We start from the raw sequence: 14,140 nt of genomic DNA, 5'->3' as shown, positions 1-14,140 counted from the left end.
GAGAGGGTCGTACGTGTAGGGGTTCTGCCAATACGCGTCCTGCGGGTCGGTCACTCCACAGACTCCTTACCGCACGCCCCGCCCCCTATGGAGCCGCCGGTCTTCGCGCCGCCGCCGGTATCCACGCCGCCGCCGGTCAACGTGCTGGCGACGTTGTCGCTGGTGTTCGCGTTCGTCTTCGCGCCCGTCGGGGCGATCCTGGGACACGCCGGCCTGGCGCAGATCCGCCGCACCGGCGAGCTCGGCCGCGACCGCGCGCGGGCGGGACCCGGCCAAGAGGGTCGTACGTGTAGGGGTTCTGCCAATACGGGTCCTGCGGGTCGGTCACGCCAGCGCCTCCTTACCGGCCGCACCTGTCCGCAATGTAGCCGACGATCGAGCGTCACAGCCGAGGCTTGGCGACGCTGACCACGTAGGGTGCGCCAGCCAAGGTCAGGTACACCCGGTGCGGACCGATCGCCATGCCGGACAGGGGCGCCACCTGGGCGGCCGGTGGCAGTCCCGCCCGGTAGCCGATGACGCGGATCACCGGGATCGTGCGAGCCGGGAAGCCGGTGAAGCTGGCCGTCTCGAGTACCACCACCTCGTGGTCCGTGGCGGCGTAGATCCTGGTGTCGTCGGTGCCCAGTTCGCGGATCGGGGACGGCAGCCGGGTGCTGGCCAGCACCGTCAAGCCCTCGCCGCCGCGGCGCGAATCGACGGCGTACAGCGTGCTGTCGTCGCGGCCGGCCACATAGCTGCGCGTCACCGCGGCGCCGTCGCCCGCCGAGACCGCGACGTTCATGCGCAGCGCGCCGCGCTCCTCGGCGGGGGACGAAGACCCTTGGTAATGCCGGATTCCAGACGGCGCATAGGCGTGGTAGTCGAGTTCGCGGCCGCGGTTGGCGCCGTCGATGGTGTCCGCCGGATCGCCGGCGATCGGGGCGGTGGGCAGCTTCCGGAAGCCGTACTGGTCCACCGGTGTCACCGACCTGCCATCCGAGGACAGCGCCAACAGCGTCCGCAACCCGGCATCTTCGGACAGATACGCCGGGGCGGGTCCGGCATCGAAATCGCCTACCTGGCGCAGGCTTTCGAGGTCGACCTCGGCAACCCTGCCGCGCTCGGGCTGCGGCACGAACACGATCCGGTCGTCCTTCTGGCTGATCTGCAGGTTGCGGCCGACCGGCATGGGTTCGGACACCCGCGTCCTGGCGTCGCCCGGGCGGTCACCGGCGGTGACCTCGGCCAGCCGGTGATCGTCGGTGAGCCCGACGAGGGCGTGCGCACGGTACGACCACACCGGATCGCGCAGCGGCGAGGCTACCGACCAGAGCGCGACGTCGGGCTCGCTTTCCAACGACGCTCCCGGCGCGGCGCAACCGGCCGTCACGATGAGGGCGCCCAGGATTGCCGCCCGACTGCGGACACCGGTGGCCACAAGCGTTCTCCCTTTTCCGCGACTTGGTGAGGAACTACCCACTGGTGGGCCGCCGTACCCGTTTGGTACCGAATTTCGTCGGGTAGCCGATCAGAAGCGCGCAACAGCCCGCGCGCCAAGCCGAAATGGGAAGGAAACATGGCTCAGAACGCCATCCATTCGCCCACCGATGTGGTCGACTTTCTTGTCAGTCAACACCAGCAGATCAAGTCTTTGTTCGCCGAAACACTGGCGGCGTCCGGGAAGGAACGCGAGAAGGCGTTCGTCGAACTCCGGCGATTGCTGGCCGTCCACGAAACGGCCGAGGAGGAGATCGTGCACCCCCGGGCCAAGCGGAAGCTCTCCGACGGTGCCGCGGTGGTCGACGAGCGACTGCACGAGGAGCACGAGGCCAAGACCGTCCTGCAGAAGCTGGAGAAGCTCGACGTCGACAGCGCGGAGTTCACCCAACTGCTCACGCAACTGCGCGACGCGGTCGTCGAGCATGCCGAGCACGAGGAGCATGACGAGTTCTCCAAGCTGGGCCAGGAATTGAGCGGCGAGGAGCTCGAACGGATGGGTCGCGCGGCCAAGCTCGCAGAGGCGATCGCGCCGACCCGGCCGCACGCCGGCGTCGAGTCGCAGACGGCCAACCTGGCCGCCGGACCGTTCGCCGCGATGCTGGACCGGGCCCGCGACGCGATCGTCGGCAAGGGTTAGTTACGGGCTAACGGGTGCCCCACTCGAGGGGGAGTGGGGCACCCCGCCCGGCTGAAGGGAACACGATGGCCGCGACCAAGGCGCCGGGCGCCGACCGCTACCTACCCGAGGAGCGGGGACTGGATTCGCTGCGAGCGGCGGCCGAATGTTGCCGCGGCTGTCCGCTTTTCGCCGACGCAACCCAGACCGTCTTCGGCAACGGGAACGCCGGGGCGCCCATCATGCTGGTGGGTGAGCAGCCGGGCGACCAGGAGGACCTCGCGGGCGAGCCGTTCGTCGGGCCGGCTGGGCGGCTGCTCGACCGGGCCCTCGAAGACGCCGGGATCGACCCGGGGGTGGCGTACGTGACCAACGCGGTCAAACACTTCAAGTTCACCCGCAAGGCCGGCAAACGGCGGATCCACCAGAAGCCCGGCCGCACCGAGGTGGTCGCCTGCCGCCCCTGGCTCATCGCCGAGATCGAGGCCGTGCGGCCGCAGGTCATCGTGTGCCTCGGCGCCACCGCCGCGCAATCGCTGCTGGGGCTCGACTTTCGGGTGTCCGTCCAGCGGGGCCGGCACGTGCGGCTGCCCGCATCCGTCGTCGATCTGGAGCCGGAGCCGACCGTGGTGGCGACGGTGCATCCGTCGGCGGTGCTGCGCGACCGCAGCGATCGACACGAGGAGGCGTACGGACTTTTCGTCGACGACCTGCGCAGCGCGCGTTCGGGAGTCGCGGCTAGCCCTTGACCGCGAGCCCGCCGGCGAGCACCTGGGCAAAGTGCACCGGGCTGCGCTCGCCGGCCAGCTCACGGATCTGCGTGCGACAACTGAATCCGTCGGCAAGGACCAGAGTGTCGGGGCCGGCCTCGCGCAACGCGGGCAGCAGCTTGTCTTCAGCGCAGGCGACCGACACGTCGTAATGGCCCTTCTCGAAGCCGAAATTGCCTGCCAGGCCGCAACATCCGGCATCAAGTAGGTCGGTTTCCACCCCGGCGGCACCGAGCAACTTCCGTTCATGGGTGTAGCCCAGCACCGCATGCTGATGGCAGTGCTGCTGTACGACGCCGCGGGCGTTGACCGGCGACGGCTGCCAGTCGGGAGCCTTCTCGGCCAGGAGATCGCCCAGCGTGAAGGTCTGATCGGCCAGTCGGTGGGCGTCCTCGTCACCTGCGAGCAGCTCCGGCATGTCGGCCCGGAACACCGCGGCGCAGCTGGGCTCCAGCACCACCACCGGTGTCCCGCTGCGCAGCGCAGGGCCCAGTGCCGTAAGCGTGCGGCGCAGAACGCGTTTGGCGACGCGAAGCTGGCCGGTGGAGATCCAGGTGAGTCCGCAGCACACGGTCCGGTTCGGGACCTCCACCTCGAAGCCGGCCGCCTCGAGGACCGCGACGGCTGCCTTGCCGACCTCGGGCTCGAAGTTGTTGACGAAGGTGTCGGGCCAGAGCATGACCGGTCCGCGCGGCTTCGCGGACCCATCGGTAGGCCGGCGGGCGAACCACGTGGTGAACCTCTGGTCGGCGAAGTTCGGCATCCGCCGCTGGGGGTCGATACCGCCGACCTTCTTGAACGCCGTCGACAACCCGGGCTTGTGCGTGACGGCGTTGAGCAGGTGCGGTGCCACCGCGGCCAGCCGGGCCCACAACGGTATCCACCCCATCGAGTAGTGCGCCATGGGCCGCACCCGGCCGCGATAGTGGTGAAACAGGAATTCGGCCTTGTACGTGGCCATGTCGACGTTGACGGGGCAGTCGCTGCGACAACCCTTACAGGCCAGGCAGAGATCGAGCGCGTCGTGCACCTCGGTCGAGCGCCAACCGTCGGTGATGACGTCGCCCTCGAGCATTTCGAACAACAGCCGCGCCCGCCCCCGGGTGGAGTGCTCCTCCTCCTGCGTGGCCCGGTAACTGGGACACATCACGCCCGACTCATCCCCGCGGCATTTGCCGACGCCCACGCAGCGATCCGCCGCACGCGAGAAGCGGTGGTCGTCGTGCGGGTAGGCGAACATGGTGGCGGGTTCGGTGGGCCGGTAATGCACGCCCTGTCGCAGGTTTTCGTCGAGTTTGTAGGGGTGTACGACCTTGCCGGGGTTCATCCGGTTGCGGGGGTCCAGCAGCGCCTTGGTCCGCTCGAATGCCGTGACCACCCGCTGCCCGAACATGATCGGCAGCAATTCGCCGCGGGTCTGGCCGTCGCCGTGCTCGCCGGACAGCGAGCCGCCGTAGTCCACCACCAGCCGCGCCGAATCTTCCAGGAAGGCACGGAAATTAGCCACTCCCTCCGCCGTCCACAGCACGAACGGGATCCGGGTGTGCACGCAGCCCTGCCCGAAATGCCCGTACAGCGAAGCCGACCCGTAGTCGTACTGGTCGAGCAGCTTGCGGAAGTCGCGCAGGTAATCGCCCAGCCGGTCCGGCGGCACCGCGGCGTCCTCCCAGCCCTCATGGGTGGGGGGCCCGTCGGGCGGGTATGCGGTCGCGCCCAGCCCCGCCTCACGGGCCGCCCAGACTTCCTTCTTCCGCTTGGGGTCGTCGAGCACGGAGGCGTCGACGGCGCCCTGCTTGCACAGGTCGTCGATCATCGACTTGGCCTTCCGGTCGGCCTCCTCCTGGTCGTCGCCATCGATCTGGACCATCAGCCACGCCTTGCCGTCGGGCAACTGGCGCAGCGCCTTCTCGGCCAGCCGGCGCGAATGCTCGAGATCGACCAGGCGGTGATCGAGACCCTCGAGCGCCGCCGGCTGGTGTTCGAGCACCGCCGGCACCGCGTCGGCGGCAGCGAACACGTCCTCGAATCCCAGGACCGCCAGCGCGCTCGCCGCGGGAATCCGGACCAGCGCCAGCTCGGCGCGCAGCACCGTGACCAGCGTGCTCTCCGACCCAACCAGCGCCTTCGCCAGGTGAAATCCATTGTCCGGCAACAGCGAATCGAGGTTATAGCCGGAGACGCGTCTCGGGATGTGCGGGTAGTTCGCCCGGATCTCATCCGCATAGGTTTCGGCGATGTCCTTCAGGCCGCGATAGATCTCGGCCCGCCGACCTCCTTCGGCCACGATCCGGGCGAACTCGTCGTCGTCGGTCGGGCCCACCCACATCCGGACGCCGTCGTAGGTCAACACCTCCAGTCGGCGCACGGAGTCCACCATCTTGCCGTACGCCTGGGCGGTGGAACCGCACGAGTTGTTGCCGATCATTCCGCCGATCGCGCAGCTGACATGCGTCGACGGCTTCGGTCCCACCATCCACCCCGAATCCGCGAGGTGGTTGTTCAGCGCGTCGAGCTTGATGCCCGGCTGCACGACCGCCACCCCGGCCTCGGTGTCGACCGACTCGACGCGGGTGCAGTACTTGCTCCAGTCGATGACCACCGCGGCGTTGCAACACTGGCCCGCCAGGCTGGTGCCGCCCCCGCGGGACAGCACCGGCAAGTCGTGCTCCCGGCACACCGCGACCGCTTCGGCCGCGGCCTCCGGGGTGCGCGGCACGACCACCCCGATGGGCACCTGCCGGTAGTTCGACGCGTCGGTGGAGTAGGTCGCGCGTGAGCCGGGATCGAATCGGATCTCGCCGTCGACCCGGTCGCGCATGTCCGCTGCCGCCGCTTCGAAAAGCGTCGACGGTTTCGTCCCCATGGCGTCAACTCTTCTTGTGCGGCAGGAACTCCTGTGCCTTGGTCTTCAGCCCGACCTTGACGAAGCCCACCCGGTCCTCGTCACCCGACAGCACCGCGGCGGTGGCCGACTTGAACTGATCCCAGTTGGCGTGCGGCGGGATCGGGGGCATGTCGGGGTCGGTGTAGATGTCCAGCACGGTGGGGCGGTCCGCCGAGAGCGCGTTGCGCCAGGCGTCCCCCAGTTCGTCCGGGTCCTTGATCGCCATCGCGTTGAGGCCGAGGCTGGCCGCGAACGCGGCGAAGTCCACGTCGGGCAGGTTCTGCGACTCCGCGAACTTCGGCGAGCCGGCCATCGCGCGCATCTCCCAGGTGACCTGGTTGAGGTCGTTGTTGTGCAGGATCGCCACGATCAGCCGGGGGTCACCCCACTGCTGCCAGTAGTGCTTGATCGTGATCAGCTCCGCCATGCCGTTCATCTGCATGGCGCCGTCGCCGACGAACGCGATGACCGGGCGGCGCGGGTGGGCGAACTTCGCCCCGATCGCGTACGGCACGCCGGGCCCCATCGTGGCCAGGTTGCCCGAGAGCGACCCCCGCATGTTGCCCCGGAACTTCAGTTGGCGCGCATACCAGTTGGCCGCCGACCCGGAATCGGCGGTGACGATGGCATCATCGGGCAGCATCGGTGACAGTTCGAAGAACGGCCGCATCGGGTTGATCGGATCGGCGCTGACCTTCGCCTCCATGTCCATGGTCGTCCACCAACGCGCCACGTTGGCCTCGACGGTGTCGCGCCACTTGCGGTCCTCTTTGCGGCGCAGGTGCGGTATCAGGGCCCGCAGCGCGGACTTGGCATCGGCAACGACGTTGACCTCGTACGGGTAGCGCATGCCGATGAAGCGGCCGTCGATGTCGATCTGCACGGCGCGGCACTGGTCGAAGCCGGGCAGAAACTGCGTGTAGGGGAAGCTGGACCCCACCGTCAGCAGGGTGTCGCAGTCCCGCATCAGCTCGTAGCTGGGACGGGTACCCAGCAGCCCGATGGAGCCTGTCACCCAAGGCAATTCGTCGCTCAGCACGTCCTTGCCGAGCAGCGCCTTGGCCGCCCCGGCACCGAGCAGGTCGGCGACCTCGCTCAGCTCGTCGGCAGCTCCGGTCGCGCCATTGCCGACCAGCATCGCGACCTTGCTGCCGGCGTTGAGCACGTCGGCCGCGCGCCTGACCGCCGCGTCGTCGGGGGTGACCGCGGGCCACTCGATGCCCAGGCTCGAGGGCACCATCTTGAAGGCGTGGGTCGGCGGTGAGTACTCCAGCTCCTGGACGTCGGACGGGATGATGATCGCCGTCGGCGCGCGCTGGGCCAGGGCAACCCGGATGGCGCGGTCCAGCACGTTCGGCAATTGCTCTGGGACGGTGACCATTTGGACGTAGTCGCTGGCGACGTCTTTGAACAGCGTCAGCAGGTCGACCTCCTGCTGGTAGGAGCCGCCCATGGCGCTGCGGTTGGTCTGCCCGACGATGGCCACCACCGGGACGTGGTCGAGCTTGGCGTCGTAGAGGCCGTTGAGCAGGTGAATGGCGCCGGGGCCGGAGGTGGCCATGCAGACCCCGACGCGGTTGGTGAATTTGGCGTAGCCCACCGCCTCGAAGGCGCTCATCTCCTCGTGCCGCGATTGGATGAACATGGGCTTGTTGTCGGCGCGTCCGAAGGCGGCGAGGATCCCGTTGATGCCGTCGCCGGGAAAGGCGAAGACGTGCTCAACGCCCCACGCTCGCAATCGCTCCAACAGGTAGTCCGAGACCTCTTGCTTTGCCATTGATGTCCCTCCTAGACAGACGGTTCGAATGAGGTTCGCTAGCTACGCCGGGCAGCCGCGGCAGTCACTGTGGCGCGTGTTTGCTGCGATGGCCCGCGGCCGTCTGTTTCGACCGCAACCTGGCGTGAATGAGCCGCCAGGGCACTTCCCACAGCGATTGGTGTTACCCGCAATCACCGTGGTTATTCGTTCCGCGGCCGTCGCGCGGAGATTCTCAGGGGACTGCCAGGCTGCAACCGTGTGTGCGGTGATGAATTCCGGTTTCGGCCCGAACGTGCGGCCCGGTCAAGAGGTGCCGAGGGTCAGGCGCTCTTGGGCAGGGCGGACACGTCGGACGCGCTGTGGCCCTTGGCCACTCGCCGGATCAGCATTCGGGTGGCCTTGTCGAGGATCTCCTGGGCGGCATCGGGATCGGTGGCGCGCTCGGCGCGTCGCGTCGCGGCGGCGATCGTGAGCCCCTGCTCGTAGCCGGTCACGACGCGCGGATCGACATACGAACCGCGGGCCACCGCCGGGGTGTTGCCGAGCTCCTCGGCGACTTCCTTCATGACGGCGGATTCCACCCGTTTGGCGACCCGCCGGGAAACGGCCGGGTCCGCATCGGCGAACGCCGTGGCGGCCAGCACCGTCCCGTGCCAGGTCCGCAGGTCCTTCACGGTGTACTCGTCACCGACGAGCTCCTTGAAGCGGGCATTGAGGTCGTCGGATCGCACCTCGACCCAGCCGGATGCGGTGCGGCACACCAGCAGCCGCTCGGTGCGTTTGGGCCGGCGCATCAGCGCGCGCACCGCCCGGACCACTTCCGGGTCCTCGATCTCAACGGTGCGGCGCACGCCGCTCTTGGCGGGAAAGTCGAATGCGACCGCGTCGCGCCGGACCACCACGTGATCGCACAGCAGGGTCGCCAGTCCGTACGATTCGTGCTCCTCGGCGTACTGCTCTCCGCCGGCGCGGAAATACCCGCGATCCAATAGGCGCAACGCCAGGGCCAGCACCCGCTTGCGGGTCAAACCGCTGCGCGTCAGGTCTTTCGCGATGACGGCGCGCCACTGCGGCAACCGGGTGGACAGTTCCAGTACGCGGTCGAACTTCTCCTCGGCGCGTTCCTGTTGCCACGCGGTGTGGTAGAGGTACTGGCGGCGGCCTGCGGCGTCGACGCCGACGGCCTGAATGTGCCCGTTGGGGTGCGGTGAGATCCACACGTTCTTCCAGGCCGGCGGAATCACCAAATCCTTGATTCGCTGCAGGGTTTCGGGGTCGGACACGAGTTCGCCGTCGGGCCCGTAGTACGCGAAGCCTTTGCCCCGGCGCTTGCGCGCGATGCCGGGCTTGCTCAGAACGCTGCGACGCAGCCGCATCATGTCCCTCCAGTTACGTTCGCTGCCTGGACAATTACCCGCCGCGGCCGCCGTTCACACGTTGCAAAGAACCGGCCCGCCACAGCGTCGTGGCGGGCCGGTCCTGGATGGCAGCGGAATCAGCCGGCCATGAACTCCTGGTAGGCCGACTCCAGGGTCGGCGGCAGCGCCTTGACGTTGCACTGCCGCTCGGTGTCGCCGATCGGTGCCAGGATGCCGCGCAGGTCGTAGTACTCCTGCGGATGGGCCGTGAAGTAGCCCCGCAGGTTCGACTCGGCCTCCGGACGCGGCTGGCCGTAGGCGGCGGTGACCACCTGGTTGGCGCCCGGGTGCGCGGCCAGGTACTGCTCGGCCGAGCCCTGCACGGACGAAACCGTGGCGTTGACACCACCGGGGCTGCAGTCGGGCGCTGCGACCGCCGACGGAGCGCCGACGAGACCCATGGTGATTCCCCCGAGCAGGCAGCCGGCACTGATGCCGGCCAGACGCCGGCGCGCGACGATACTGCTGATTTTCATGATCAGTGTGTCCTTCAGAATTGCGAATTGACTTCTTGCGACCGAGGCTCCCGATCCTCGAAATCCAAAGTAGCGGAATTGGAAAGTGGTCGCGTTCGCCCACGTCGAACGGTAGGACCGCCAACCCGAAAATACCGCCACGGAACGCGCTCGTTCACTAAGCGAACGATCAAATCCGCTCGTGGACGCTGAGGATTCTTACGGGAAGAATGGTGGTTCTTAAGTAACCGTAAGAAAGATCGTGACGGAATCGTGATCTGAGGTCGGCCCTCAAGCCACGCCTTCACCCGGTTTTGTGGGCGTCTTGAATCAGCCGTAGGGCGTCGGCGACGGAGTCGACCAACGGCAACCCGAGGCCGGTGACCAGGCGGGTGAGCCGACGCAGTGCCACACCGCCGACCACGCTGCAGTGCAGACGGGCGAGCTCGCACTCGTCCTGGACGAGTAGCAGAACTCGAAGGCCGGCGCTGCCCAGGTAGTCCACCCGGCTCAGATCCAGGATCAGCGGGGCCCGTAGCCGCACGAAGCGGCGGATCGCCCGCGCGAGGAGGTCCGCGTTGGACGCATCGATTTCGCCGCTGATCCGGAGCACGGTGGCCAGGCCCCGCAACTGCACGTGCAGTTGCACTCCTGCGCAATCGATTTCATAGCAATGGAGTCGTTCTTCGACTCGGTAGGGTTGAGCTTTCATATCGTCGCCCGTCGAATCGCGGTGAGTGGTGAGCGACCGGTGCCCGCGGCCGCTCCGAAGAGGGCGGCTGTGGATTCAACCTAAGGCGACCATAACCCCAATACGTTCACCGGTAGGCCGAAATGGCGACAGGCGGCCGGAACTTTTTCGTTTCCTGGCTTCGTCGACGCTCAGGCCCGGGAGAAATCCGGCCTGTGCACCGACGCGTGCGCATCTTCGCCGCCGTCCTTCGCGTGGCCGTCGGTGCTCGCCGGCGGCAGCGAGCTCAGCCAGGACTCGACGCCAGGACCGATGACAACGGCGCGTTCGGAGGCCAGCAGCGCCCCCGTGGCGAGCGCGGGAACGCGAGGCTGCACCGCCCGAACGGCGCGGTTGTCACCTTGCCGGGCAAGCACTTTCGAGGTCAGCTCGGGCAGTCGGATGGCCTCCGGGCCGGTGATGGTGCGTGGCGTGTGTGTCTGGCCAAGGGCCGCCTCGACGAGTACGTCGGCGACGGTGTCGGCGGCGATGGGCTGAATCAACCAGTCCTCGACGATCACCTCGTCCCCGTCACAATTCACCGGCCCCGCGGCGCCGGCGGCGGATTCGTACCACGGGGTCGACTTCACGACCGTGGTCGGGACCGGACCGTCCAGCAGGATCTCTTTCGCCGCCCGTTTGGCCTCGAAGTATCCGAGCCCGTCGAACACCGGATCGTCGATGCCGGCCATCGTCGACACCACCAGGCGCTGGACGCCCCGCGCGGCGCACACCCCCATGACGTTGCGGGAGGCGGTGGCCAGCGTCTTGGCGATGTCGGGCTGCCCGTCGTCCGCCACCGGGTTGGATACGTCGATTGCGACGTCGACTCCGTCGAGCGCCCGGTACAGGCTCTCCCCGTCGAGCAGGTCGACGCCATGTGCGCGGGAAACCTCTATGACGGCGACGTCGCGGGCCTTGAGCCTGGCGACGACGCGCGATCCGGCTGTGCCGGTCGCTCCTATCACGGCGATCGTGGTCAGACGCCTCACCTCTTTCGTCGGTCGCTCATTCGTACCCAGTCGATCGCGGTTGAAACGACCCAATCCGGCGGCGATGCGTCTCCCGTGATCGCGCGCACACGGGCGTGGGCGTTTGACTGGTCGGCCGACGGGAACGCCGTAGAGGCGAGTCGAACAGCAACCAAAGGGAGGTCGACCCATGGGGGATGACAAGAGCGGGCCGCAGGAGGCCGTTACCGGCGCCGTCGAGGGCGTGAAGGGCAAGGTCAAGGAAGTCGGCGGGGCCGTCCTCGGTCGCGACGACGTCGTCAAGGAGGGTCAGGCCCAGCAGGATAAGGCCGACGCTCAGCGCGACGCGGGCAAGAAGGAGGCCGAGGCCGAATCCGCCCGAGCCGGCGCGGAGGCCGCCGAGGAGCGCCAGAAGGAAAACCAGTAAGTCGGTTGCGAAGGGGTCCGGTCCATCGGGGGCCGGGCCCCTTTTTCGCTTCCGCGCGGCGGCGGGTTTCAAACCTTTGCGCCGGGCTATTCCTGGCTACGACCGGATGAGCGAGGTGGACGATGGGCCTGAGTGATCGCGTCTTGAGCATTGTCGCGTTCCTGCGCGCGGGTTACCCGGGCGGCGCCCCTGCCCTCGGTTACGCCCCGGTGTTGGCGCTGCTGCCGCGCCGGGTGTCCGATGCCGAGGCCGCCACCATCGCGAGCAAGCTCCTTGTCGCCGAGCGTCGTTCGATCACCAACGTGGACGTCGGAGTGGAAATCACCCGGGTCACCGACGCGCTGCCTTCGGTGGACGAGATCGAGCGCGTCCAGCGCCGGCTGAGCGCGCGGGGATAGCCCCACACGCAGTCACGGCTGTTCCAGGTCGACGACCAGCGGGCGATGGTCGGAGATTCCCATGGGCTCGGCCTCGACGGCGCTGCCGCGCAAGCGGTGATCGTCGGTCAGGATGTGATCCAGCTGGCGGTCGGGGGCATCCGCGGGAAACGTCGCCGCCGCGGCCAGCGCCCGCATGCCCGACCAGCGGCGCACGGTTTTGGGTGTCATGTTGAGGTCGCCGGTCAGCAGCCGCGGGCCCGGGAAGCCGCGCAGGTCGTGTACCAGCCGGCGCAGCTGGCGGCGATTCCAGCCGGGCACGAAGGACAGGTGCGTGTTGGCCACCGTCAGCGCGCCCATCGGGGTGTGCAGTTGCGCGATGACCGCCGCCCTCGGCTCTTCGTCGACCACCATCACCCGGTTGGGGCCCGGCAGGTACATCGGAAAGCGCACCGGGATGCGGGGCAGCCGCACCACCTGCCAGCTGGCCACCGGGTATCGCGACAGTAAGGCGATTCCGTAGGCCGCGGTGCCGGGTTGCTCGTGACCGGTGGCGGCCATCCACGTCGCCCCTGGGGTGCCGGAAATGGCCGCCACGAAGCGGTGTTCCACGGCTCCCATGGCCTCGGCCGCCACGGCGGTCAGATCGGCGCGATCGGACCGCGGCTGATCACAGTCGACCTCTTGCAGGCTCAGCACGTCCGGATCGAGCCGGCGCACGCAGTCGCGCAGCCGCTGAATTTCCACCCCGTCACCGACGGTGCGGCCGTGCAGGATGTTGAAGGTCGCCACACGCATAGGATTTCTCCTACCCACTTTCCCGTCCGTGCAGTCGTGGGGCAGCGTCGTGGTCAGCGCGCCCCGGGCACACCTTCGCGGGCCGCCACCGACCGTCCGTCTCCGGTGTCGTATGCCTCGACGATGACGTCGCGGTCCTCGTAACGGCCCACAGATCGCAGCCGGGGCGTACGCGCGATGATGTCGTGCGCCGCGTCGCCGGTCAGCGGGTAATCGGCCACGTCGTGCCGCCAGTGCGCGGCAACGATTGTCGCGCCCCGCTGCAGCCGGGGGCATTCGCGACGCAGCACCCCAGCCAGCGCCTCGGCCTGCAGGTAGTAGGCGACCTCGCTGAGGACCAGCAGGTCAAAGGGTCCGTCCGGCCATGTCGCGTCTAAGGACGACCGGGTCAGCGTCACCCGGTCACGACAGCCGGCCCTGCGCAGCCGGGCGTCCGCTCCGCGGAGCGCCGCATCGGCCACATCCACCGCCGTCACGTGGTCGCAGCGCCGCGTCAACTCCGCGGTGAGAGTGCCGATCGAGCAGCCCGGTTCGAAAGCGTGCCGGTACCGGCGGGTGGGCAACAGCGCGAGGGTGATGGCGTATTTGCGTTGCTCGTACCATCTCGTCGAGAGCTGCCAGGGATCGTCGGCGCCCGCGTACATCCGGTCGAAGTAGGCATCGGGCAACCGCGTTGTCACTGGAAGATCACCTCTCCCACTGTGAGCAGTCGCTGCAGAACGAACGGCGGCAATACGGGCGTGGTTCCGCCGCGGCCGGGCCGAAATTGGCTCCGATAGCATTGCACGGCTTGGCGTTTGAGATTCACTGCCCAGCCGGGGGCGGGGACCGAGCGGGCGCGGTCCCACGGGACCACGGGGTCGGCCGGGGTGGCCCAGTGCCACATCCAGACCGGGTATTCCAGTAGCGCGATGCCGGCGCATTCGCACGCCGCCGCGGCCGCGCGTCCTACGGCTTCGTGGTCGGGATGCCCGTCGCCGCGCCAGGTGGCGGCGCACCAGGTGCCGGGCCCCGCGGTCCGCAGGATTTCTACGAGGGCCCCGGTGAGCCGTTCCTCGTGGCGGGCCAGCTCGCCGTCGGGCAACCCCAGCCGCATCGGGGGTGGAACCCCTAAAATATTTGTGGCCCTGCGCATTTCGTATCGGCGAGTCGTCGACAGCCGAATCCGGCCGGACACGGTCGTTCCGGGCTGGGCGGCACCGCCGTCGCTGACCGACACCACCTGGACGTCGGTGCCGGCCGCGACCAGCTGGGCGATCGTCGCGCCCAGGCCGAGGGTCTCGTCGTCCGGGTGGGGCGCGACGACGATCAGGCGCTGGAGTCCCGCCGGATCCAGTGCCGGCAGGGGGGCACGCTCAAAAGCGGCCAGCCACAACGGCGCCGGAGTGCCGCCGTAGGTCAGCGGCTTGGCCGCGAACCGGGCACTGTTACTTGTCGGCGCGGTTCTCACGGC

The 14,140-nt window shown here is 68.5% G+C and carries 14 protein-coding genes and 1 pseudogene; 5 read left to right on the top strand and 10 right to left on the bottom strand.

The features are described from left to right. Positions 1-24 precede the first annotated feature (24 nt). Positions 25-267 (top strand): annotated as a pseudogene (locus A5697_RS28585) (DUF4190 domain-containing protein); the annotation flags it as partial. A gap of 115 nt (positions 268-382) precedes the next feature. On the opposite strand, the gene A5697_RS24465 reads toward A5697_RS28585, so the two are convergent. Beyond that, positions 383-1,420 (bottom strand): hypothetical protein, encoded by a 1,038-nt coding sequence (locus A5697_RS24465; RefSeq protein WP_068012301.1) that lies wholly within the window; start codon positions 1,418-1,420, stop codon positions 383-385. 138 nt (positions 1,421-1,558) lie between these two features. Between A5697_RS24465 and A5697_RS24460 the strand changes: the two genes are divergently transcribed. Both A5697_RS24460 and A5697_RS24455 read left to right on the top strand, forming a co-directional pair. Continuing rightward, a complete protein-coding gene (locus tag A5697_RS24460) occupies positions 1,559-2,119 on the top strand; it encodes a hemerythrin domain-containing protein (RefSeq protein ID WP_068012300.1) in 561 nt (186 codons plus the stop codon). Positions 2,120-2,184: 65 nt separating this feature from the next. Next, positions 2,185-2,847 carry a UdgX family uracil-DNA binding protein gene (locus A5697_RS24455; RefSeq protein WP_068012299.1) on the top strand — a complete coding sequence of 221 codons (663 nt, stop codon included), beginning with the start codon at positions 2,185-2,187 and terminating at the stop codon, positions 2,845-2,847. Here the strand turns inward: A5697_RS24455 and A5697_RS24450 are convergent. From A5697_RS24450 to A5697_RS24425, 6 genes are all read right to left on the bottom strand, one after another. After that, a complete protein-coding gene (locus A5697_RS24450; protein ID WP_068012298.1) occupies positions 2,837-5,731 on the bottom strand; it encodes an FAD-binding and (Fe-S)-binding domain-containing protein in 2,895 nt (964 codons plus the stop codon). The two genes, A5697_RS24455 and A5697_RS24450, sit on opposite strands and share 11 nt — an antisense overlap. Before the next feature lie 4 nt (positions 5,732-5,735). Next, the gene (locus A5697_RS24445) at positions 5,736-7,529 is read right to left on the bottom strand and encodes a thiamine pyrophosphate-requiring protein (RefSeq protein WP_068012297.1); all 1,794 of its coding nucleotides are present in this window, start codon (positions 7,527-7,529) and stop codon (positions 5,736-5,738) included. A gap of 302 nt (positions 7,530-7,831) precedes the next feature. Then, on the bottom strand, positions 7,832-8,887 hold the full coding sequence (locus A5697_RS24440) for a DNA topoisomerase IB (RefSeq protein ID WP_068012304.1): 1,056 nt from the start codon (positions 8,885-8,887) through the stop codon (positions 7,832-7,834). A 119-nt stretch (positions 8,888-9,006) separates the two neighbouring features. Next, positions 9,007-9,405, bottom strand: a complete 399-nt coding sequence (locus A5697_RS24435; protein WP_067949848.1) for a heme-binding protein — start codon at positions 9,403-9,405, stop codon at positions 9,007-9,009. A 283-nt stretch (positions 9,406-9,688) separates the two neighbouring features. Further along, positions 9,689-10,033 carry an STAS domain-containing protein gene (locus A5697_RS24430; protein ID WP_197501103.1) on the bottom strand — a complete coding sequence of 115 codons (345 nt, stop codon included), beginning with the start codon at positions 10,031-10,033 and terminating at the stop codon, positions 9,689-9,691. Positions 10,034-10,266: 233 nt separating this feature from the next. Beyond that, complete coding sequence (locus A5697_RS24425) at positions 10,267-11,106, bottom strand: SDR family oxidoreductase (RefSeq protein ID WP_068012295.1); 840 nt, start codon at positions 11,104-11,106, stop codon at positions 10,267-10,269. 169 nt (positions 11,107-11,275) lie between these two features. On the opposite strand from A5697_RS24425, the gene A5697_RS24420 reads away from it, so the two are divergent. Continuing rightward, a complete protein-coding gene (locus A5697_RS24420) occupies positions 11,276-11,512 on the top strand; it encodes a general stress protein CsbD (RefSeq protein WP_067949814.1) in 237 nt (78 codons plus the stop codon). A 122-nt stretch (positions 11,513-11,634) separates the two neighbouring features. Further along, on the top strand, positions 11,635-11,910 hold the full coding sequence (locus A5697_RS24415; protein ID WP_068012294.1) for a DUF3349 domain-containing protein: 276 nt from the start codon (positions 11,635-11,637) through the stop codon (positions 11,908-11,910). 12 nt (positions 11,911-11,922) lie between these two features. Here the strand turns inward: A5697_RS24415 and A5697_RS24410 are convergent, their stop codons facing one another. The 3 genes from A5697_RS24410 to A5697_RS24400 are packed head-to-tail and all read right to left on the bottom strand — an operon-like array spanning position 11,923 to position 14,137. After that, complete coding sequence (locus tag A5697_RS24410; protein ID WP_068012293.1) at positions 11,923-12,687, bottom strand: endonuclease/exonuclease/phosphatase family protein; 765 nt, start codon at positions 12,685-12,687, stop codon at positions 11,923-11,925. A 53-nt stretch (positions 12,688-12,740) separates the two neighbouring features. After that, the gene (locus tag A5697_RS24405; RefSeq protein ID WP_068012292.1) at positions 12,741-13,367 is read right to left on the bottom strand and encodes an SAM-dependent methyltransferase; all 627 of its coding nucleotides are present in this window, start codon (positions 13,365-13,367) and stop codon (positions 12,741-12,743) included. After that, the gene (locus A5697_RS24400; RefSeq protein WP_068012291.1) at positions 13,364-14,137 is read right to left on the bottom strand and encodes a PIG-L deacetylase family protein; all 774 of its coding nucleotides are present in this window, start codon (positions 14,135-14,137) and stop codon (positions 13,364-13,366) included. Before A5697_RS24400 ends, A5697_RS24405 begins: the two co-directional genes overlap by 4 nt. Positions 14,138-14,140 lie beyond the last annotated feature (3 nt).

This window comes from Mycobacterium sp. E3251 (assembly GCF_001666835.1).
Classification (GTDB): Bacteria; Actinomycetota; Actinomycetes; order Mycobacteriales; family Mycobacteriaceae; genus Mycobacterium.
Note: the sequence above shows the minus strand (reverse complement) of the source record. Positions and strands in the feature narration are given on the sequence as shown.

Coding starts and splice junctions, on each gene's coding strand:
- A5697_RS24440 (WP_068012304.1), bottom strand. CDS start 8,887: ATGCGGCTGCGTCGCAGCGTTCTGAGCAAGCCCGGCATCGCGCGCAAG.
- A5697_RS24435 (WP_067949848.1), bottom strand. CDS start 9,405: ATGAAAATCAGCAGTATCGTCGCGCGCCGGCGTCTGGCCGGCATCAGT.
- A5697_RS24450 (WP_068012298.1), bottom strand. CDS start 5,731: ATGGGGACGAAACCGTCGACGCTTTTCGAAGCGGCGGCAGCGGACATG.
- A5697_RS24445 (WP_068012297.1), bottom strand. CDS start 7,529: ATGGCAAAGCAAGAGGTCTCGGACTACCTGTTGGAGCGATTGCGAGCG.
- A5697_RS24420 (WP_067949814.1), top strand. CDS start 11,276: ATGGGGGATGACAAGAGCGGGCCGCAGGAGGCCGTTACCGGCGCCGTC.
- A5697_RS24460 (WP_068012300.1), top strand. CDS start 1,559: ATGGCTCAGAACGCCATCCATTCGCCCACCGATGTGGTCGACTTTCTT.
- A5697_RS24410 (WP_068012293.1), bottom strand. CDS start 12,687: ATGCGTGTGGCGACCTTCAACATCCTGCACGGCCGCACCGTCGGTGAC.
- A5697_RS24455 (WP_068012299.1), top strand. CDS start 2,185: ATGGCCGCGACCAAGGCGCCGGGCGCCGACCGCTACCTACCCGAGGAG.
- A5697_RS24415 (WP_068012294.1), top strand. CDS start 11,635: ATGGGCCTGAGTGATCGCGTCTTGAGCATTGTCGCGTTCCTGCGCGCG.